Origin of the sequence: Mesorhizobium sp. M1A.T.Ca.IN.004.03.1.1 (genome assembly GCF_003997555.1) — a bacterium.
Taxonomy (GTDB): Bacteria; Pseudomonadota; Alphaproteobacteria; order Rhizobiales; family Rhizobiaceae; genus Mesorhizobium.
This window is the reverse complement of record NZ_RZTV01000001.1, coordinates 521,210-541,499: the sequence shown is the minus strand read 5'-3', so window position 1 is coordinate 541,499 and position 20,290 is coordinate 521,210. Positions and strand designations below refer to the sequence as shown.

Here is a 20,290-nt window from a genome sequence, read left to right as displayed (position 1 = left end):
GCATTCTCTTGGGGCGGGGCAAGCGAAGAGGTGACGAATGACGCAGCTCGACGAGCGCAAGCTCGATCCCGCCGTAGCCCTTGCCTCGCTCGACGAAACGGCGCCGCGGGAGCCGCACCGGCTGTTCGCGCTCAAACAGGGCGATTGTTTCGCGGTCACCGACGCCTATGGTGACATCAGGGGCGCCGGCGACGGTTTCTTTCGCGACGACACGCGCGTTCTTTCCGAGTTCCGCCTGACGATCGGCGGCAGGCCGATGTCGCTGCTCGGCGCCTCGCTCAGCCAGGACAATGTTCTCTTCACCAGCAACCTCACCAACTTGCCGATACAGAGCGCCGCGGGCCGCGACATTCCGCAAGGCGCGATCCATATCGAGCGCGTCAGGCTGATCTGGCAGGACAGGCTATTCGATCGCATCACGCTTTCCAACTACAGCCGCGAGCATTCGACCATCGCCATCTCCTTGCATTTCGCCGCCGACTTTCGCGACATGTTCGAGGTGCGCGGCTCGACACGGCCGAAACGTGGAACGGTCCATCTGGCGAAGACCGACAAGGCGTCCGTTATGCTCGGCTATGACGGTCTCGACGGCCTGCCGCGCCAGTCGGCAATCTCCTTCTCGCAAGCTCCCGACCAACTGAGCGACAATCGAGCCGACTTCCTGATCGCGGTGACCAAGCGCAGCAGCAAGGTGCTTTATGTCGAGGTGGGCCCGGAAGTTGCCGAAACGCCGAATCGCGACCGGTTCCGGGCCGCTGCCGCACGCGCGCGTTTTGCCATGCGCGCCAAGCGTCGGCATGGCGCCACGGTCCACAGCTCCGGTCGCGTCTTCAACGATTGGGTCGAACGCGCCCGCGCGGATGTCGCGTTGCTTACCACCGAGCTTCCTACCGGGCCTTATCCTTATGCCGGCATCCCGTGGTTCTCCACGGCCTTCGGCCGCGACGGCGTGATCTCCGGCTTGCAGATGCTGTGGCTCAATCCGGGTCTCGCGCGCGGCGTGCTGGCGTTCCTTGCCGAACATCAGGCGACGGAGACGTCGCCCTTCATCGATTCCCAGCCAGGCAAGATCATGCACGAGACGCGCAAGGGCGAAATGGCGGCGCTGCGCGAACTTCCCTTCGGCCGCTATTATGGCGGCGTCGACACGACCCCGCTCTACATTCATCTCGCCTGCGCCTATGCCGACCGCACCGGCGACATGGCCTTCATCGACACGCTCTGGCCATCGCTCAAGGCGGCGGCCGAGTGGACGGAAGAGGCAAGCCGGGCAACGGGTTTCGTCACCTACCAACGCGCAGCGGAGTCCGGCCTCGCCAACCAGGGCTGGAAAGACAGCGTCGACTCGGTCTTCCATGCCGACGGCCGCATGCCCAAGGGACCGATCGCGCTGGTCGAAGTGCAAGGCTATGTCTTTGCCGCTTATCGCGGCCTTGCCGCGCTCGCACGCCGCCGCGGCGAGTTTGCCGATGCCGAACATTGGGAGAACCGCGCCGAGGAAATGCGGATCGCCGTCGAGCGTGACTTCTGGATCGAGGATCTGAACTTCTACGCCATCGCGATCGACGGCGAAGGCCAGCCCTGCAAGGTGCGAACGTCAAATGCGGGGCATCTGCTTTATGCCGGGCTGCCGCAGCCGGAGCGCGCCAAGATTGTCGCCGATCAATTGCTGTCGGCTTCCTTCCATTCCGGCTGGGGACTGAGGACGCTTGCGGACGACGCGATCTTCTTCAACCCAATGTCCTACCATAACGGCTCGATCTGGCCGCACGACACGGCGCTCTGCGGTGTCGGCCTCTCGCGCTATGGAGAGCGCGAAAGTGTCGTGCGGCTGATGAGCGGCACGTTCGAGTCGGCCGTGCACTTCAACATGCGGCTGCCGGAATTGTTCTGCGGCTTCACCCGGGCGCCAGGCGAGGCGCCGATCGCCTATCCTGTCGCCTGTCTGCCGCAGGCCTGGTCGGCAGGCTCCACCTTCATGCTGATGCAGGCCTGCCTCGGTCTGGAAATCGACGGTTGGAAAGGCGAGTTGCGCGTCACCCGCCCACGGATGCCTATCGGTATCGACACGCTCACGCTCCGGCATCTGTCCGTCGGCAATAAGACTATCGACCTCACCTTCCAGCGTGTCGGGGACCGCGTCGTTGCCTTCCTCGCCGATCGGCATGAGGGCCTGGTGCCGCTGATTGTGCGGACTTAGACGGGTCGATTGCGCAATTCCGGACGGAAAACCGTTACGAGAGCGGAGTTCCGCAAATGCATCCGGCAGTCGAAAAATGTCGGAACCGACGAGCGCCCTATGCGTTTGCAAACCGGAACCGGCACACCTCTCCGCAGCCGGCAAGAACGAAAACAAAATAGCGGACAGCCGGAGGCAACCTGGCATCAATGGCACAGTATGGCGTCGACCTCTTGTGGGTCCTTATCCTAGCTAGTCTCGGACTCAGCGCTCTCGCGATCTTCGTCTCAATAACCAGGCACCGTCACCAGCATGCAACGGCTGTGAACACGCCCGGTGCGGGCGAGGACGTCGCATCGGAAGCCGCACGCAAGGTGTTGCGCGAATTCGAGAAGAACGGGCAGTCGGTCGACGCCGCCCTCGTCACCTGGTCACCGGAGACGCTGCGCAAGATCCTTGCCGAGGATCTGCCGGACGCACAGGTCATCGTCGTCTCCAACCGCGAGCCCTACATCCACAATGAGGACGAGAACGGCGATGTCGAGCTCGTCGTGCCGGCGAGCGGACTGGTCTCGGCACTGGAGCCGATCACGCGCGCCTGCGCCGGCACCTGGATCGCCTATGGCGGCGGCAGCGCGGATCGTCAGGTCGTCGACCGCCACGACCGGGTACAGGTGCCGCCCGAAAATCCATCTTATGCCCTGCGCCGGGTCTGGCTGACCGATGAGGAATATCAGGGCTATTATCTCGGCTTCGCCAATGAAGGGCTTTGGCCGCTCTGCCATATAGCCTTTACCCGACCGATCTTCCGCGAGTCGGACTGGGCGGCCTACGAGGCCGTCAATCGCAAATTCGCCGAAACGGTGGTTGCCGAGGCCCGCAACGAGAGGCCGATCGTGCTGGTCCAGGATTATCATTTCGCGCTGCTGCCGCGCATGATCCGCGAGCGGCTGCCCGAGGCCATCGTCATCACCTTCTGGCACATCCCGTGGCCGAACTCGGAAGTGTTCAGCATCTGTCCGTGGCGCGAGCGCATCCTGGATGGGCTGCTGGGCAGCTCGATCATCGGCTTCCACACCCAGTTCCATGCCAACAACTTCACCGAGAGCGTCGACCGCTTCATGGAGAGCCGGATCGAACGGGCGGATGCCGCGGTGTCCTATGGCGGCCAGACGACTTTGGTCCACGCCTACCCGATCTCTATCGAATGGCCTGTGCAGCTCCTGAAGAGCCTGCCGCCGGTCGAGGAATGCCGCGCGCAAATCCGCGAGCGGTTCGGGATTCCAGCCGACGCCAAGCTGTGCGTCGGTGTCGAGCGCCTCGACTACACCAAGGGCATTCTCGACCGCTTCCATGCGCTGGAGGAACTGTTCATCCGCTACCCTGAAATGATCGGCAAGGCGGTGTTCCTGCAGGTCGCCGCACCGAGCCGGGGCACATTGCCGGCCTACAAGCACCTGCATGAGGAATGCCAGCGGCTCGCCGAGGGACTCAACGAGCGCTACGGCAACGGCAGCTATCGTCCGGTCGTACTCGTGGCCGAGCATCACTCGCAGAAGGACGTCTACAAGATCTACCGCGCGGCCGACATCTGCCTCGTCACCAGCCTGCATGACGGCATGAACCTCGTGGCCAAGGAGTTCGTTGCCGCGCGCGACGACGAAGAGGGCGTGCTCCTGCTCAGCACGTTTGCCGGCGCCTCGCGCGAACTGCTCGAGGCGCTGATCGTCAATCCTTACGACGCGGCGATGATGAGCGAAGCCATGCGGCAGGCGCTGGTCATGGGGCCCGACGAGCAGCGCGAGCGCATGCGCCGCATGCGCGAGATCGTACGCGACAACAATGTCTATCGCTGGGCCGGCAGCATGCTGCTCGACGCGGCGCGATTGAGGAAGCGCGGCGAGCTCGACCGCGTCACGGCCTTGTCCGACCGCTCGGCAAACACCAACGGCGACAATGTCGTCTCTATCTTCGAACGCAAACAGGCAGTCGGATTCCGATGAACATCCAGGCAGATTTGACACCACCGCTTCCCGAAGGCCGGTGGGCGCTCTTCCTCGATATCGATGGCACCTTGCTCGAGCACGCCGCCCATCCAGATAGCGTCGCGGTCAGCGCGGAGTTGCGTTCGCTGCTGCAAACGGTCGAGCGCCGGCTGGATGGAGCGCTCGCCTTCATCACCGGCCGCTCTATCGCGGCCGTCGACCGGCTGTTCGAGCCTTTGAAGCTGCGGATCGCCGGCCTCTACGGGTTGGAGCACAGGCTGACACCGGACGGGCAAATCGAGGCCGCCGACGAGCCGGCGGATATGACTGCACTTGCCGACGAAATCGAGCTGGAGCTGGCAAGCAAGGCCGTCTATGTCGAGCGCAAGGGGCCGGTGCTCGCCATCCACACGCGGGCGGCGCCGCAATTGCTGGCCCGCGCGACGGAACTGGTCGAGACAGCACTTGCCCGGCTGCCGAAAGGCTACCGCGTAATTGCCGGCAATGCCGGTGTCGAACTGATGCCGCTGGAGGCGGCCAAGGGCGCCGCAATCCGGCGCTTCATGCAGCTTGAACCTTTCACCGGACGGCGTCCGGTATTCCTCGGCGACGACACGTCCGACGAAAACGGTTTTGAGACCGTCAATGCCGCGGGCGGGATCTCGATCCGCGTGAGACCGCAGGGCGAGACCGCGGCGCGTTTCGCCATCGCCGATGTCGCCAGCGCGATCGCCTGGCTCGCGGCGAATTTCAATGACGGCTTCGAACCGGCGGACCGCAGCGATCTGGTTGCCTGATCAATCTCGGGAAAAGTGCGTCGCGGTCCTTCGTCTGGGATCGCAAAAACGGCCCCACAACGGGGCCGTTTTGTCGGTAGCTGCACTGATTGGTTACTTGCTGCCGCCGTTCTCCTTGACGCTGCTGCAGAACTCCGGATGGCTGTTGGCTGCATTGGCGTTCTTGGCCTCGTCCTCACAAGCCGTCATCATCGCGGTCTGGTCCTCCGGCGACATTGCCTTCCACGCCTTCACGAAGGCGTCCTTGCTGACCATCGTTTTCATGCTGGAGTCGGTGTAGAAGGGCTGCATCTTGGCTGGGTCATCCAGCGCCGACGTGCCGGTTTCGCCAGCGGCGAGAGCCGAGCCGGCGACCATCGAAAGGGTCATTGCGCCAAGGCAGATCATCTTGATGTTCATGACATAAACCTCCTGTTTCTCTGGATCGTTCGAGAAACGATCGTGTCATCAACGGAAGGTCCGGATCAAAGTTCCTCTATTCCCGTGAAATGCAGAAAAAAATTCTGAAAAAAAATGGTCCTGAGAGGGCCGAAACTCTCCGTGGTCCGGCCGTTAATTTTGGTTGCATTACACTCAGGGCGGCAATCAGTAGCAGGAACGCTAATGTTCCAGGCGACGAGGCGCGATCAGTTCCTGTCGACCGGCTTGGAGCGCATCCGCGAAACGGTCTCTCGCTCGGCGCGCTTGGAGCGCATCGGCGGCAGACCGCGATCGACGAGGTCCATGTCCTCCAGCACCATGTCGCCCATGCGCTTGAAGGCAACGTCGAGCGCGCCGGCGCGGTGTGCCGAGCGCAGAAAGCCGGAAAGCGAGCGCACCGGGTGGTTCTTGGCCAGCGGCTCCTCGGGAAACACGTCGCTGGCCGCAACGACATGGCCGCTTTTGACCGCTTCCATCAGCGCCGGGAAATCGACGACGCCGGCGCGGCTGAGCAGGATGAAGGCGGCGCCCTGGCGCATCTTGGCGAAAGCGTCGGCGCCGAGAAAACCCTGGTTCTCGCTGGTCACCGAGGCGACGACGAAAACGAAATCGCTTTCCGACAGCACCTTGTCGAGCGAGGCCGGCTCGACGCCATGCTCCACCAGCACGGAAGGCGGTAGCCAGGGATCGAAGACCCTGGTGCGCGTGCGGAAGCCGGTCAGCAGCCGATTGAGAGCGCGGCCAATATCGCCGAAGCCGATGATGCCGACATCCGAACCTGAGAGGAGTCGCGCCGTCTGGTTGCCGTCGCCGCCCCATAGTTCCTCGCCTTGCCGGAAGGCGAGGTCGGCATCGACGATGCCGCGCGCCAGGTTTAGCGCCATGGCAAGGCCGAGTTCCGCCACCGGCTCCGCGAACACCAGGCCGGTGGTGACGACGTGAATGCCGCGGGCAAACAGCGTCTCATAGGGCATGTTGTTGATGAGATTGGTCTCGACGTTGAAGATGCAGCGCAGCGCTTTCAACCTCTCCAGCGTCTGAGGGGTGATCGGCGGCTGGCCGACGATGTAGCGGGCTTCGGCCAGCACATCTGTCGGCAACTCCGAGACGCCTTCCGGCGTTGTCTCGACGATGCGATATCTTTTGCGGAAGCGCGCCAGCTGCGGCGGCGTGAAGATCAGGTCGAGCGTGCGCGGTTCGGGTGCGCTGATCACCAGCGGCGAGGCTTTGTTGGACATGATTTTCCTCCCGGCGCGATTGGATCGCATCAATCATATCAGCGTTTTTACTCCCGATGAAACGATTTACAACAGCGAAAAATCGATTTATCGATTATGTTAACGAGAGGGCGACCACTCGCCTCCGGGAGAAGATTAATGGCGCAACAGCAGGCCCAGCAGCGGCGCGCGTCGATCCACGATGTGGCAAGCCAGGCGGGCGTGTCGGCGGCCACTGTTTCCAAGGTTCTTTCCGGCGTCACCACGGTAAAACCGGAAAACGCGCAGCGCGTCCTCGATGCCGTCGAGCTTCTGGGCTACCGCGTCGATCCGCTCGCCTCGGATATGCGCAGGGCCAAGCGTCGCATCATCGGCGCCATCATGCCGGAGTTCGAAAGCGAGTTCTTCGGCCAGATGGTGAGCGAGCTCGAAGGCCTCGCCGAGCAACGCGGCTATACGCTGGTCGCCGCCTCCAGCCGGGAATCGGAGCAACGTGAGAAGGAGATCCTCGCCCGCATGCATGACTGGCGCGTTGCCGGCGTCGTACTGGCGCCGGTGCGAAACGAGCACGGACCGGCGGCTGGTTTTATGAAAGCGAACGGCATGACAGGGGTGCTGATTGACCGCGTGCTTGCCGATGACGCCTTCGACACGGTTTCGGCCGACAGCGCGGCGGCAAGCGCCGAGGTGGCGCGCGCGCTCGTCAGCCAGGGCCATCACCATGTTCTTGTGGTCGGTCTCGGCCAGCAGGCGGCGACCGTGCGCGCCCGCCTCGAAGGGTTTCGCAAGACGGCACTTGAGCTTGCGCCCGACATCCGGATCGACGTCGTACTCTGCGAAAGCGATGTCGGGCCCTTGCGGACGCTACTTCGCGATTATTTCAGCCAGCGGGAGGACGGCGGCGACAGGCCGACGGCGGTCTATTCGCTCTTCCTGAAGGGCACGCTGGTGGCGCTTTCGGAATTTCGGCGGCGCGGCTGGCATTGCCCAAACGACATCTCGCTGGTCGGCTTCGACGACGCCGAATGGATGCAGGTGACGTGGCCGGCGATCGCCGCGGTGGTGCAGCCGGTGCGCGAGATCGCAGCCAACGCAATGGAGGTTTTGTTTCGCAGGATCGAAGGCGAGCGCGGCCCGCCGAGGGCGCGGCTCGAACCTTGCAACGTGTTCATGCGGGAATCCGTTGGCTCGCCAGGCAGCGTCCCGCATTCCGGGGGAGGAGACCGACAATAACCCCCATTGTCGAAAACGGAAGAAGAGTGCCGGCCCTGGCCGAGGCATCCGGCGCAAAACAACAAACGGAGGATGGAATGACATCGCTTTCCACAAAGATAAATCGATTTACTCTCGCGTTGGGCGTAGCGCTTACGTTTGCCGCGGTCGGCGCTGCTAAGGCCGAGGACGGCGAATATGGCGTGCTGATGAAGACCTTGGCCAATCCGTTCTGGGGCGCGATGGCGCAGGGCGTCGCCGACGGCGCCAAGGAAGCCGGCGTGAAATACTTCCAGCAGGCGGCCGAAAGCGACCAGGCGGCCGAGCCGCAGCTCAACCTCTGCAACACGATGCTCGAGCGCAAGCCGGTGGCGATGATCACCGCCGCCATCAACTCGACCAACCTCTTGCCCTGCCTGAAATCGGCGCAGGATGCCGGCATCAAGATCGTCGATCTCGACAACAATCTTGACCAGGCGGTTCTCGACAAGGAAGGCGTCAAGGTCACCTTCCATATCGGTTCCGACAACGTCGCCGCGGGTGCGCAAGGGGCCGAATATCTCGTCTCCAAGCTTGGCAAGGACGCCAAGGGTCCGGTGCTGGTGATCGAGGGTCTCTCAGGCAACATCACCGGCGAGAAGCGCGCCAAGGGCTTTGCCGACAAGCTCAAGGAACTGGCGCCGGGGCTCGAGGTGGTCGCCTCGCTGCCGGGCGATTGGGATCGCGGCAAGGCCGCCTCGATCGCCACCGACACACTGACGGCGCATCCCGATCTGGTTGCCATCTTCTGCGCCAACGACGGCATGGCGTTGGGCGCCGTGGAATCGGTCTACGCCGCCGGCAAAGGCGAGCAGGTGACGATCATCGGCGTGGACGGCAATGTCGACGCGGTGAAGTCGATCAAGGAAGGCCGCCTGAACGCTTCCGTCGCGCAGCTTCCCTATCTCGTCGGCAAGCAGGCGGTCGAGAACGTCAAGAAGGCGCTGGCCGGCGAGAAGGTCGAGGAAAGCATCGCGGTGCCCACCCTGGTGCTGACCAAGGACGTGCTCGACGCCGGCAAGGAGCCGATGCTGCAATACGTGAAGTAGCAAGAGAAGGGACTAGGGGAGTAGGTCAGTAGGGGAGTAGGAGGAGGAAGGTTTGCACTTCCCAGACCCGGCTCTCTCCCGCTGACTTCCCTATTCCCCTAGTCCCCTACCCAGAAGGGTCAAAACATGGCTTCCGAAACGGCGCAGCCCGGGTTTTGGGCTCGGGTGCAGCGCGCATCCGTCGAGAGGCTCCACATCAGGCTGGAGTCGCTGCTGGTGCTTGTGCTGCTGAGCGCGGCGATGGCGCTTTTGTCGCCTTTCTTCCTGTCGCTCAGCAATTTCCTCAACATCCTGCTCGCGACGTCGACGATCGGCGTGCTGGCGATCGCCGCGACCTTCGTCATCGGTTCAGGTGGGCTCGATCTGTCGCTGGGATCGGTCATGGGCCTTGCCGGCGTGGCGGGGGCCTTCGTCGCCGTCAACCTCGGCTGGCCGTCGGTGTTCGCGGTGATCGCCTGCATTCTGGCCGGAAGTATCGCCGGCTACATCAACGGCCAACTGGTCACCCGCGCCTTCGTGCCCGCCTTCATCGTCACGCTCGGCATGCTGGGCCTTGCGCGCGGGCTGGCGCTCGTCATCTCGCAGGGCAGGGCGATCTACGGCCTGCCGCCGGAGATCGTCTATATCGGGCAAGGGAGGCCGCTCGGCATTCCGATGCCCGTCATCATCTTCGTGCTGACGGCGATCGTCGCGCATACGGTGCTTGCCTATACGCGCTTCGGCCGCCACACTTTGGCGCTCGGCGACAGCGAGGGCGCGGCGCGCGCAGCCGGCATCCGCGTCGAGCAGCATCGCCGCATCATCTACACGCTCTCCGGCGCGCTTGCCGGGCTTGCCGGTCTCTTGTTCACCGCCCGCGTCAATGCGGGCGACCCGACCGCTGGCATCAACTACGAACTCACCGCGATCACCGCGGCGATCATCGGCGGCACCAACCTGTTCGGCGGCCGTGCCTCGATCCTCGGCACCATGATCGGCGCGCTGATCATGGGCGTGCTGCAGAACGGGCTGACGCTGCTTGCCGTGCAATCCTATTACCAGCAGATGGCGATCGGCGCGGTGCTGATCCTAGCGGTCTTCATCGACCAATATCAGGTGCGGAAGGAGTCGCGCGTATGACCCTGCTTTCGCTCCATAAGATCCGCAAAAGCTTCGGGGCGGTCGACGTGCTGCATGGCGTCGACCTGTCGGTCGCGGCCGGCGAGGTGGTCGGGCTGGTCGGCGACAACGGCGCCGGCAAGTCGACGCTGATGAAGACCATCACCGGCATCTACCGCGCCGACACCGGCTCGATCGAGTTCGACGGCAAGGACATCCTCGCTCTCGATCCCGGCCAGCGGCGCCGGCTCGGCATCGAGATGATCTACCAGGATCTGTCCTTGGCCAAGCAGCAGGACGTGGCCTCCAACATCTTCCTTGGCCGAGAGCCGACGAAAAGGCTGCTCGGCCTCTTCCCCGGCTTTGTCGACAAGACCGAGATGGATCGGCAGGCGGCGCGGATGATCGAGCGGCTCGGGGCGCACCTGCCGTCGATCAGTCGTTCCGTCGGCTCCTTCTCCGGCGGCCAGCAGCAGACGGTGGCGATTGCGCGGGCGCTCACCTTCAACCCGAAGCTCGTCATCATGGACGAGCCGACGGCGGCGCTCGCCGTGCGCGAGGTGCAGAGCGTGCTCGATCTCATCCGGCGGCTGAAGTCTGAAGGCATCGCCGTCATTTTGATTTCGCACCGGCTGAACGACGTGCTGTCGGTCACCGATCGCATCGTCGTGCTGCGCCACGGCAGGGCGGATGCCGATCTCGTCACCGCCAAAACCAACATGAACGAAGTCGTCAGCCGCATCGTCGGCGGCGGCGACACGGCCGCCGCGGCGGCGCACGAGCAACGAGGCTGATATGAATGTTTTCGGACTGCACACTTTCGCCATCGCCCCGGTCTGGGATCTGGCCCGCATCGAGCCGCAGATGGACCGGCTGAAGGAGCTCGGCATCGGCCTGATGGAGATCCCGCTGCTCAGACCCGAGGAGATCGACACCAAGCGCACGCGCGGTTTTGCAAACCATTATGGCGTGCAGCTCATCCCATCGCTCGGCTTGCCGCGCGCGCTCGACGTGGTGGAGCGGCCGGAAGAGGCGCTCGATTTCCTGCAGCCGGCCTTCAACGTCTGCAACGAGGTGGGCGCCGAGGCGCTCGGCGGCGTCACCTATGGCACGATCGGCAAGACCACCGGCCGGGCGCCGACGCAGCGGGAGATCGACGGCATGTGCCGCTTCCTCGAACGGGCGGCAAAGTCGGCGAAGGCACGCAGCCTGAAGCTCGGCATCGAACCCTGCAACCGCTACGAGACGCATCTGATCAACCGCGGCATCGATGCGGCGCGCATCATCGAGCGCATCGGCGCCGACAACATCTTCATCCATCTCGACACCTACCACATGCATATCGAGGAAGAGAGCTTCGCGGCCGGCTTCGAGGCGGCGGCGCCCTTCCTCGGCTATGTGCATGTGTCGGAGGCCAACCGCGGCGTGCCGGGGCGCGGCATGCTGAACTGGGCAGCCTGCATGAAGGCGATCGCCGACATCGGCTATGAGGGCCCGATCACGCTCGAAAGCATGAACCATGTCGACGTCGACATCGCCGGCGGGCTCGCGGTATGGCGTCCGGTGGCGGAAGACCCGCGCGACGTCATCGAGGTGGGGCTGCCCTTCCTGCGCGACGAAGCGAAGAAGGCGGGGCTGACACTCGGGTAACGAAGCTACTTGCCCCGGCGCGTCAGCCAGCGGCGACGCGCCTCCTGCTGTTCGGCGAGTTCGGCCTCGTCCCAGTAGCCGATGAGCACGCCGGAGCCGATGATCGGGTCGAAATGCCCGACCTTGTCGTCGATCTCCGTCAGCCACTCGTCGGGGACGGTGATGCGGTTGTTGGGCAACGCCAGCCAGCGCATCAGCATTTTGCGCAGCCGCTCGATGTCGCCGGCGGCCGACGGCTCGCGGCCGAGGTCGCGCAATTCGCCGGGGTCGTTCTGGAGATCGAAGAACATCGGCTCGACACCTTCGCCATGGACGAGTTTGAAGCGGCCGTCGGTGATCATGTAGAGCTTGCAGCCCGACACCGGCATGGCGAGCTTCAGCCGCGCCGCATCGCCGCTGTAGTCATATTCGCTGATGGCATAGTTGCGCAGGCTCTTCCGCTCACCCGAAGTCAGCGACAGCAGCGAGCGGCCTTCGAGGACATGCGGCTTGGGCCTGCCGCCGAAATAATCGAGGAAGGTGGGTGCGAGATCGATCATCTCGACCAGCGCGTCCGACGTGGTTCCTCTTGTGACGTCGGCTTCCGGACGAGGATCGTAGACGATCATCGGCACTTTCACTGCGGCGTCGTGGAACAGGTATTTCTCGCCGAGCCAATGGTCGCCGAGATAGTCGCCATGGTCAGAAGTGAAGACGACAAGCGTGTTCTTGAACAGGCCGCGCTTCTCCATGAAGTCGAACAAATGGCCGAGCTGGTCGTCGATCTGCTTGATCAGGCCCATGTAGCAGGGAACGACCGTTTCGCGGATCTCATCGCGCGAGAAGTTCTTCGAGTACCGCTCCTGCTGGAAGGCCTCGAAGATCGGGTTTGGCGAGACGCGCTCGGCTTCGCTGCGAACGGGCGGCTGGATGTCCGCCTTGCTGTACATGGCGTGGTAGGGCGCGGGCACGATATAGGGCCAGTGCGGCTTGATGTAGGAAAGATGCGCGCACCAGGCTTCGCCCTTGGCCTCGGCGTCCTCAATGAAGCGCATGGCACGGCGCGTCATGTAAGGCGTCTCGGAATGCTCCTCCGGAATGCGCGCCGCCTTGTCGGCATGGACGAGCAGCCAGCCGTTGAAATTCTCGCCATTCTCGCCTTCGCCGGAATTCGCCCAATGCTCCCAAGGATTTTCGGCCTCGAAGCCGTGCTGGCGCAGATAGGAGTCGTAGGCCGGATCGGGGTCGTAGCTGGTCGAGGGGTGCAGGCCGTCATCGCGCTCGAACGGCTCGAAGCCGCATTCCGCGACACGCACGCCGATGACGGAATCCTTGGCGATGCCGAGGCGCTCCATCCCTTCCTCGTCGGCCTTCATATGTGTCTTGCCGATGAGCGCACAACGCACGCCGACCTCGCGCAGATGGTCGCCCAGCGTCGGCTCGCCGACTCTGAGCGGCACGCCATTATGCGTCGAGCCGTGCGAGCGGACGTAGCGGCCGGTATAGGCGCTCATGCGCGAGGGGCCGCAGACCGTCGATTGCACATAGGCATTGGTGAAACGCACGCCGCGGCTGGCGAGCCGGTCGATGTTCGGCGTCTTCAGGCTCTTGTGCCCGGCGCAGCTCAGATAATCGAACCGCAGCTGGTCGCACATGATGAAAAGGACGTTGCGTTTCGAGGTCATTGCTGCCCGTCGGAATGGTTCTCGAACCCGGTAATGCCAGAACAATCAGCGCATGCCAACCAGGGCAACCAGCCTGTACAGCTCACCAGTTAACTTTACAAAATCATTTTTCCATGTGAAGTCTCAGGCATCCCAAGGATCCCAAATGACATCCCACCGTTTTGCCACCCGTCTCAATTCCTTCGCCTCGCGGCCTGAGGCGGAGTGGGCCGGGCTTACCGGGAAGCCCTCGGTGCTGCAGATGGCGGCGCGGGCGGCTAAGGTCGAGGGGCTCACCGATCTCGACCTCAACTTTCCCGACCATATCGGTGAAAACCCCAGGGAAATCGCACGGAGGCTTGGTGATCTCGGGCTTTCCATCAATGGCTTCGCGATGCGCTACTATTCCAATCCCGCCTTCAAGCTCGGCGCGTTCACCAATCCCGATCCGGCAGTGCGGCGTGAAGCCATCGACCTCACCAAGGCTGGCATCGACGCGGCGCGAGAGGCCGGCGCCGGTCTCATGACGTTGTGGCTGGGGCAGGATGGTTTCGACTACGCTTTCCAAGCCGACTACGCGACACTTTGGCAACACGAAATCGACGGTATTCGTGAAGTTGCGTCGCATGACCCCGATTGCGCCATCAGTCTCGAATATAAGCCGAACGAGCCGCGTTCTTATTCGCTGATGCCGGATGCCGCGACCACGTTGCTGGCGATCCGCGAGGCCGGCCTGCCCAATCTCGGCGTCACCCTCGACTTCGCGCATGTTCTTTATGCCGACGAGCAACCGGCCTTTGCCGCCGCTCTTGTCGCCCGTCACAGCAGGTTGCTCGGCGTTCATCTCAACGATGGCTACGCCAAGCGCGACGACGGCCTGATGGTCGGCGCCGTGCACACGCTGCAGACCATCGAGCTGCTGCGCCAGATACGCAGGGACGGCTACGCCGGTGCCATCTATTTCGATACCTTTCCGGACACGACTGGTCTCGACCCGGTTCGCGAATGCGAGGTCAACATCGTCACTGTCAGGCGCATGTTGCGGGTCGTCGAGCGGCTGGAGCGGGACAATCGGTTGGCGGCTGCCCTCGATGGGCAGGACGCGGTTGCCTCGCAGGCTATCGTCCAGGAAATCCTGCTCGGAGCTGCAGGATGACGTTCGCGGATCTCCGGGCCGTGGGGCCGCGCATCCGCATGATGATGCCGCATCTGACACCGCTGGAGGCAAAGGTGGTGGAAACCGTGTTCGGCCGCCGCGGTTTCGACGAGACAATCCCTTTGAAGGAGATTGCTGACGAGGCCGGCGTCTCCGAGGCGATGGTGGTGAAGATCGCCAAGAAGCTGGGCTTCTCCGGCTATCGCGACTTCCGGACGGCAGTCTGCGAATACAGCCGCTCGCCGACCGCCGAGATGCACCGGGAACTGTCCGCTGACGACAGTTCGGCCGAGATCGTGCAAAAGGTCTTCCGCACTTCCATACAGGCGCTGGAGGAAACGCTGGCGATTCTTGACATCGGCGATTTCGACTGGGCCGCCGACCTCATTTATCGATCCAAAAATCGCGACTTCTATGGCGTCGGCGGTTCGGCTCAGATCGCCCGGGACGTCTCGCACAAGTTCCTGCGCATCGGCATCCGCGCGGCGGTTTACGACGATTCCCACATGATGCTTATGTCGGCGTCGCTCCTCGGCGCCGAAGACATTGCCGTCGGCTTTTCCCATTCCGGCAACAGCAGCGCGGTGATTGATGCCGTTCAACTTGCCAGAAAGAACGGCGCCAGAACGCTTGCCATAACCAACTACGCCAACTCGCCGCTGGCAGCCGAGGCGGATGTCGTGCTCTGCTCGACCGCGCGGGGGTCGCCGCTGATGGGCGAGAATGCGGCCGCCCGTATCGCCCAGCTCAACATCCTGGATGCGCTGTTCGTCGCGGTGGCGCAGCGCGACTATCAGGCGGCGGAGCACAATCTCGGCCGCACCATGTCGGCAGTGACGTCGAAACGCCGAGACAAGTACAGATGAAAGATCGTCGCGGATGAGCGATGCTTCAGCGGGGTTGGTGGCCGTGTTCGGCAGCCTGCATTACGACATCCTGGTCGACGCACCGGATCGTCCGCGCAAGGGTGAGACAGTGACCGGTTTCGGCTGGCAGCCGAAATGCGGCGGCAAGGGCGGCAATCAGGCCCTGTCGGCGGCTCGCGCGGGGGCGAGGTCGTCGATGATCGGTGCCGTCGGCGATGACGATTTCGGCCGCGCGCTGCTCGCCAATCTCAGCCGCAGCAATGTCGATCACCGCTTCGTGCGAGTAGAACCAGGGACCCGATCAGGCATGAGCGTGGCCATCTTCGACGCCGATGGCGACTACGGCGCGGTGATCGTTTCCGGCAGCAATCTGACACTCGGCGAAAAGGATGTCGCGGGGGCGGCCGGTGTGCTCGCGCAGGCTGGAGTGCTGTTGCTGCAGAACGAAGTGCCGGAAATCGCCAACATCGCTGCCGCGCGCGCGGCGAAGGCTCATGGCTGCTGCGTCGTGCTCAACGCGGCGCCGGCCCGGCCGCTGCCAGCCGAACTCACCGGGCTCGTCGATATCGTGGTCACCAACGCTCTAGAGGCGGAGTTCCTGGCCGGCATTCCGGTCGTCGACACGCTTGAAGGCACAGCTGAGGCAGCGCGGCAACTGGCAATCGTTTATCCGGCGGCAATCGTCACCGCCGGCGAGGATGGCGTCGCCTATCACGATCGCGACGGCCGCGCCTTTGCGCTCGGTGCCATTCCGGTGAAGGTGGTCAGCACTCATGGCGCTGGTGACGAATTCGTCGGTGCCTTTGCGGCTGCGCTTGCTCGCGGCGAGCCCACCGAGGCCGCCATCGCCGCCGCGAATGCCGCCGCCGCCCTGCTGGTCTCGACGCCGGAGGCGGATCGCCAAACGCCCCCTCAAAAGATCCAAGGCGGCGTGCACCGTCCAGAGTAGCCTTCGGTTTACCGATCCAGACAACTGGTGCAATGTTGGTTTGGAGGATCGAGATCGTGCCATTCGTCAGTATCGGCGGCATTGCGTTGCACCATCGCCTTATCGTCGGGACGGCTGCTGCGCGCCCGATCATCTTCATCAATTCGCTCGGCACCGACTTGCGGATCTGGGACGATGTCGTCGCACGGCTTGCCGGTGAGATGCCGATGCTCGTCTATGACAAGCGCGGCCATGGACTTTCCGACATCGGCAGCGGCGTGCGCTCGATCGACGACCATGTCGACGATCTGAGCGCGCTCATCGATTGCTTCGGCTTCCAGAAGGTCGTGCTTTTTGGACTGTCGGTCGGCGGCATGGTCGCGCAGGGGTTCTATGCACGGCGGCCCGAACTCGTCGAAGCGCTGATCCTCAGCGACACCGCGCACAAAATAGGTACCGCCGAGAGCTGGAACAGCCGCATCGCGACGGTCGAGCGTGACGGCATCGAGGCGATTGCCGATGGCATCATGAAGGTGTGGTTCACGCCGGATTTTCATGCCAACCGCGTCGCAGAGCTTGCCGGTTGCCGCAACATGCTGACCAGGCAGGCGCTGCCAGGTTACATCGGCACGTGTATGGCGGTTCGCGACGCGGATTTCACCGACAGCGCGCGCCGCATCGCGGTGCCGACGCTCTGCATCGGCGGCGACCAGGACGGTTCGACGCCGCCCAATCTCGTGCGCTCGCTTGCCGACCTGATCCCCGGCGCGCGCTTCGAGCTGATCCGCGGCGCCGGGCACATTCCCTGCATCGAGCAGCCCGATGCGCTCGTCGCCCTGATCCGCGCCTTCGTCGCGTCGTTGCCTGAGGGGAAGCCTCTCCATGGACGATGACGCAAACAATGCCAACCGATACCGGACCGGGCTCGAGGGCGACGCCATCGCATCGATTGCGAGGCGGTGCGCTTCTCCTGGTGGATGACGACGATCCTCCACCGCTTCCCCGAGGCGGGTGAGTTCGGTCAGCGCATCCAGGAAGCCGAGCTCAATTATCTCGTACACTCCATTGCCGCCTCGACCGCGCTGGCGGAGAACTATGTCGGCCTGCCTTACTGAGCGGGCCGAGCCGTCAGACCCGTTCCAGTGCAATCGCAATGCCCTGGCCGACGCCGATGCACATGGTGGCCAAAGCGCAGCGTCCGCCGCGCTCGCGCAGCTCCAGCGCCGCCGTGCCGGTGATGCGCGCGCCCGACATGCCAAGCGGATGACCGAGCGCAATGGCGCCGCCGTTGGGGTTCACATGCTTCGCCTGCTCGGAAATTCCGAGTTCACGCAGCACGGCAATGCCTTGCGAGGCGAAGGCTTCGTTCAACTCGACGACGTCGAATTGGTCAGGCCTCAAGCCGAGACGGGCGCAGAGCTTTTTGGTTGCCGGCGCGGGACCGATACCCATGATGCGCGGCGCGACGCCGGCAACAGCACCGCCGAGAATGCGGGCGATCGGCGTCAGGCCATGTTTCCTGGCCGCCGCTTCCGAGGCGATGATCAGCGCAGCAGCACCATCATTGACGCCGGAAGCATTGCCGGCAGTCACGGTGCCGCCCTCGCGGAACGGCGTCGACAGCTTGGCCAGGGCCTCGATGGTCGTGCCGGCGCGGGGATGCTCGTCCTTCGAGACGACGATTGGCTCGCCCTTTTTCTGCGGGATCGCCACCGGCGTGATCTCCTTCGCCAGCCGGCCATTGGCCTGCGCCGCAACAGCCTTGTCCTGGCTGCGCACGGCAAAGGCGTCCTGGTCGGCTCTGCTGACCGAAAACTCCTCGGCGACGTTCTCGCCGGTCTCCGGCATGGAATCGACGCCGTACTGCTTCTTCATCAGCGGGTTGACGAAGCGCCAGCCGATGGTGGTGTCGTAGATCTCGGCATTGCGCGAGAAGGCGGTGTCGGCCTTCGGCATGACAAAGGGCGCGCGGCTCATCGATTCCACCCCGCCGGCAATCATCAGCTCGGCCTCGCCGGCCCTGATGGCCCGGGCGGCGATGGTGACGGCATCCATGCCCGAGCCACAGAGCCGATTGATCGTGGAGCCCGGAATGTCCTGGGGAAGGCCGGCCAGCAGCAACGCCATCCGCGCCACGTTGCGGTTGTCCTCGCCGGCCTGGTTGGCGCAGCCAAAGACGACGTCGTCGACCGCGGCCCAGTCGACGCCCAGGTTGCGCTCGACCAACGCCTTCAGCGGAATGGCGGCGAGATCGTCGGCTCGCACCGAGGATAGCGCGCCGCCAAAACGGCCGATCGGCGTGCGGATGTAGTCGCAGATGAAGGCATCAGTCATTATGCAGCTTTCCCTTTGGCGGTACCCGCATGCGCGGCCTTGCTGCGCGCCTGCAAATCGCGCAATGTCTTCAGCTCGAGTTCCGTCGGCGCCGGCGTCTCGTCAAGCGCCTCGGCAAACTTTGCTTCCCAGCCACAGGTCGCCTGCACCTCTTCGCGGGTGACGCCGGGATGCAGCGACACGACGGTGAATTCCTTGGTGACACGGTCCGGCTTCCAGACGGCGAGGTCGGTGATCAGCAAGGTCGGACCGGCGGTGTCGATGCCGAGCCGCTTGCGGTGGTCACCGCCTTCGCCATGGCCGAAGGAGGTGAAGAAGTCGATCTTTTCGACCATGCCGCGCTTCGACTGCGCCATGGTGATGTAGACCTCTCGCGAGGAGGTGGCGATTTCCGGCGCGCCGCCGCCGCCGGGCAGCCGCGTCTTGGGATGCGCATAGTCGCCGATGACCGTAGTGTTGATGTTGCCGAATTTGTCGAGCTGGGCGGCGCCAAGGAAGCCTATCGAGATGCGGCCGCCTTGCAGCCAATAGCGGAACATCTCCGGCACCGCGACGGTGGTGACCGCCGTCTCGCACAATTCGCCGTCGCCGATCGACAGCGGCAAAATGTGGGGCGCGGTGCCGATGGTGCCGCTCTCGTAAATCAGCGTGATGTCCGGCGCATGGGTCAGCCGCGCGACATTGCAGGCGGCCGACGGCGCCCCGATGCCGACAAAGCAGACATCGTCGTTCTTCAGCGCACGGCTGGCGGCGATCGTCATCATCTCGTTGGGGGTGAAGCCCAGATCATTCTCGCTCATGCGGCTTTCCTCAGATGCTCGACGCGAGCCGCGAAGTCGTCTGCGCTGCTCTCGATGACGTTCTTCTGCATCCATGCCTGGAAGCGGTCGCGGTCGGCGGCGATCTCGTCCCATTCGAGATAGGCGGAGTTGTCGCGCTCGTAATAGCCATGCGTGTAGGACGGATGGGAGCCGCCCGGCACGATCGAGATTGCCGCGATCGTCCAATTCGGCAGCACCGTGAGATTGGGGTGGAGATCGTCGAAACTGTCGACCACTTCCTCGACGGTCACCACCGCGCGTTTGGCGGCGAGCACGGCCTCTTTCTGGATGCCGATGATGCCTTCGACCAGCACATTGCCTTTGCGGTCGGCCTTCTGCGCGTGGATGAAGGCGACGTCGGGCCGGATCGCCGGAACGGCGGCCAGCACCTCGCCGGTAAACGGGCAGGTTATGGACTTGATGTTTGCATTGACGGCGGCAAGGCCTGCGCCGCGATAGCCGCGGAACACCGCGCAGGGCAGGCCGGCGGCCCCCGCCTCATAGGCGTTGGCCATGCCGGCGTGGCTGTGCTCCTCGACCTCGATCGGCCGCGGAAAGCCGTTCTCGATGGCGTCGCGAACGCGCCTGAGCAGGCCGACGCCGGGATTGCCGAGATAGGAGAAGACGATCTTCTTGGCCATGCCCATGCCGATCATCTGATCGTAGATCAGGTCGGGCGTCATGCGGATCAGCGTCAGGTCGCGAAAGCCCTGGCGGATTGCCTCATGGGCCGCGGCGGTCGGGATCAAATGGGTGAAGCCCTCGAAGGCGACCGTATCGTCATCGTGCAGAGTCTCCGCAACGGCCTTTTTCAGCGGCAGGAACTTGACCATCGTCCATTGCTCCGGAGATTAGAAGGTTCGTATCGGAGCATATGAGAGCGCCCCTCTCGCGTC

18 protein-coding genes and 1 pseudogene are annotated in these 20,290 nt (G+C 63.8%); 13 read left to right on the top strand and 6 right to left on the bottom strand.

All coding sequences use genetic code 11. The features are described 5' to 3' along the window. Positions 1-37 precede the first annotated feature (37 nt). The 3 genes from EOD29_RS02525 (at position 38) to otsB (ending at position 4,961) form a co-directional block, all read left to right on the top strand. Entirely contained in the window at positions 38-2,200 is a 2,163-nt protein-coding gene (locus tag EOD29_RS02525; RefSeq protein WP_067328824.1) for an amylo-alpha-1,6-glucosidase, read from the top strand. A gap of 188 nt (positions 2,201-2,388) precedes the next feature. After that, entirely contained in the window at positions 2,389-4,182 is a 1,794-nt protein-coding gene (locus EOD29_RS02520) for a trehalose-6-phosphate synthase (RefSeq protein WP_067328827.1), read from the top strand. After that, the gene (gene otsB / locus EOD29_RS02515; protein WP_127245845.1) at positions 4,179-4,961 is read left to right on the top strand and encodes a trehalose-phosphatase; all 783 of its coding nucleotides are present in this window, start codon (positions 4,179-4,181) and stop codon (positions 4,959-4,961) included. The genes EOD29_RS02520 and otsB overlap by 4 nt, the downstream gene beginning before the upstream one ends. A gap of 93 nt (positions 4,962-5,054) precedes the next feature. On the opposite strand, the gene EOD29_RS02510 is transcribed toward otsB, so the two are convergent. Both EOD29_RS02510 and EOD29_RS02505 read right to left on the bottom strand, forming a co-directional pair. Beyond that, entirely contained in the window at positions 5,055-5,360 is a 306-nt protein-coding gene (locus tag EOD29_RS02510) for a hypothetical protein (RefSeq protein WP_095779425.1), read from the bottom strand. A gap of 227 nt (positions 5,361-5,587) precedes the next feature. Continuing rightward, positions 5,588-6,619, bottom strand: a complete 1,032-nt coding sequence (locus EOD29_RS02505; protein WP_127245844.1) for a hydroxyacid dehydrogenase — start codon at positions 6,617-6,619, stop codon at positions 5,588-5,590. Positions 6,620-6,757: 138 nt separating this feature from the next. Between EOD29_RS02505 and EOD29_RS02500 the strand changes: the two genes are divergently transcribed. The 5 genes from EOD29_RS02500 to EOD29_RS02480 all read left to right on the top strand — a co-directional run bounded on the left by EOD29_RS02500 (position 6,758) and on the right by EOD29_RS02480 (position 11,646). Beyond that, complete coding sequence (locus tag EOD29_RS02500; RefSeq protein WP_127245843.1) at positions 6,758-7,831, top strand: LacI family DNA-binding transcriptional regulator; 1,074 nt, start codon at positions 6,758-6,760, stop codon at positions 7,829-7,831. 77 nt (positions 7,832-7,908) lie between these two features. Next, a complete protein-coding gene (locus tag EOD29_RS02495) occupies positions 7,909-8,898 on the top strand; it encodes a substrate-binding domain-containing protein (RefSeq protein WP_245322399.1) in 990 nt (329 codons plus the stop codon). 126 nt (positions 8,899-9,024) lie between these two features. Then, on the top strand, positions 9,025-10,017 hold the full coding sequence (locus EOD29_RS02490; protein ID WP_066992192.1) for an ABC transporter permease: 993 nt from the start codon (positions 9,025-9,027) through the stop codon (positions 10,015-10,017). Next, a complete protein-coding gene (locus EOD29_RS02485; RefSeq protein ID WP_066992195.1) occupies positions 10,014-10,790 on the top strand; it encodes an ATP-binding cassette domain-containing protein in 777 nt (258 codons plus the stop codon). Before EOD29_RS02490 ends, EOD29_RS02485 begins: the two co-directional genes overlap by 4 nt. Position 10,791: 1 nt before the next feature. Next, entirely contained in the window at positions 10,792-11,646 is an 855-nt protein-coding gene (locus EOD29_RS02480) for a sugar phosphate isomerase/epimerase family protein (RefSeq protein WP_127245842.1), read from the top strand. 5 nt (positions 11,647-11,651) lie between these two features. Here EOD29_RS02480 and EOD29_RS02475 read toward each other — a convergent pair whose 3' ends face one another. Continuing rightward, complete coding sequence (locus EOD29_RS02475) at positions 11,652-13,310, bottom strand: alkaline phosphatase family protein (RefSeq protein ID WP_127245841.1); 1,659 nt, start codon at positions 13,308-13,310, stop codon at positions 11,652-11,654. 145 nt (positions 13,311-13,455) lie between these two features. Between EOD29_RS02475 and EOD29_RS02470 the strand changes: the two genes are divergently transcribed. The 5 genes and pseudogenes from EOD29_RS02470 to EOD29_RS02450 form a co-directional block, all read left to right on the top strand. Next, entirely contained in the window at positions 13,456-14,445 is a 990-nt protein-coding gene (locus EOD29_RS02470; protein WP_127245840.1) for a sugar phosphate isomerase/epimerase family protein, read from the top strand. Continuing rightward, positions 14,442-15,311 (top strand): MurR/RpiR family transcriptional regulator, encoded by an 870-nt coding sequence (locus EOD29_RS02465; RefSeq protein WP_127245839.1) that lies wholly within the window; start codon positions 14,442-14,444, stop codon positions 15,309-15,311. Before EOD29_RS02470 ends, EOD29_RS02465 begins: the two co-directional genes overlap by 4 nt. Before the next feature lie 13 nt (positions 15,312-15,324). Further along, positions 15,325-16,260, top strand: coding sequence for a ribokinase (locus EOD29_RS02460; protein ID WP_127245838.1), 936 nt, complete (start codon positions 15,325-15,327; stop codon positions 16,258-16,260). Between the two features lie 56 nt (positions 16,261-16,316). Next, entirely contained in the window at positions 16,317-17,132 is an 816-nt protein-coding gene (gene pcaD, locus EOD29_RS02455) for a 3-oxoadipate enol-lactonase (protein WP_127245837.1), read from the top strand. A gap of 60 nt (positions 17,133-17,192) precedes the next feature. Beyond that, positions 17,193-17,354: pseudogene (locus tag EOD29_RS02450) on the top strand (4-hydroxybenzoate 3-monooxygenase); the annotation flags it as partial. Between the two features lie 13 nt (positions 17,355-17,367). Here the strand turns inward: EOD29_RS02450 and pcaF are convergent. From pcaF to EOD29_RS02435, 3 genes are read right to left on the bottom strand one after another with little or no spacing between them, the layout of a single operon-like run. Then, positions 17,368-18,573 (bottom strand): 3-oxoadipyl-CoA thiolase, encoded by a 1,206-nt coding sequence (gene pcaF / locus EOD29_RS02445; protein ID WP_127245836.1) that lies wholly within the window; start codon positions 18,571-18,573, stop codon positions 17,368-17,370. After that, a complete protein-coding gene (locus EOD29_RS02440) occupies positions 18,573-19,373 on the bottom strand; it encodes a CoA-transferase subunit beta (protein WP_127245835.1) in 801 nt (266 codons plus the stop codon). The genes pcaF and EOD29_RS02440 overlap by 1 nt, the downstream gene beginning before the upstream one ends. Next, positions 19,370-20,227, bottom strand: coding sequence for a CoA transferase subunit A (locus EOD29_RS02435; protein WP_095824977.1), 858 nt, complete (start codon positions 20,225-20,227; stop codon positions 19,370-19,372). The genes EOD29_RS02440 and EOD29_RS02435 overlap by 4 nt, the downstream gene beginning before the upstream one ends. Positions 20,228-20,290 lie beyond the last annotated feature (63 nt).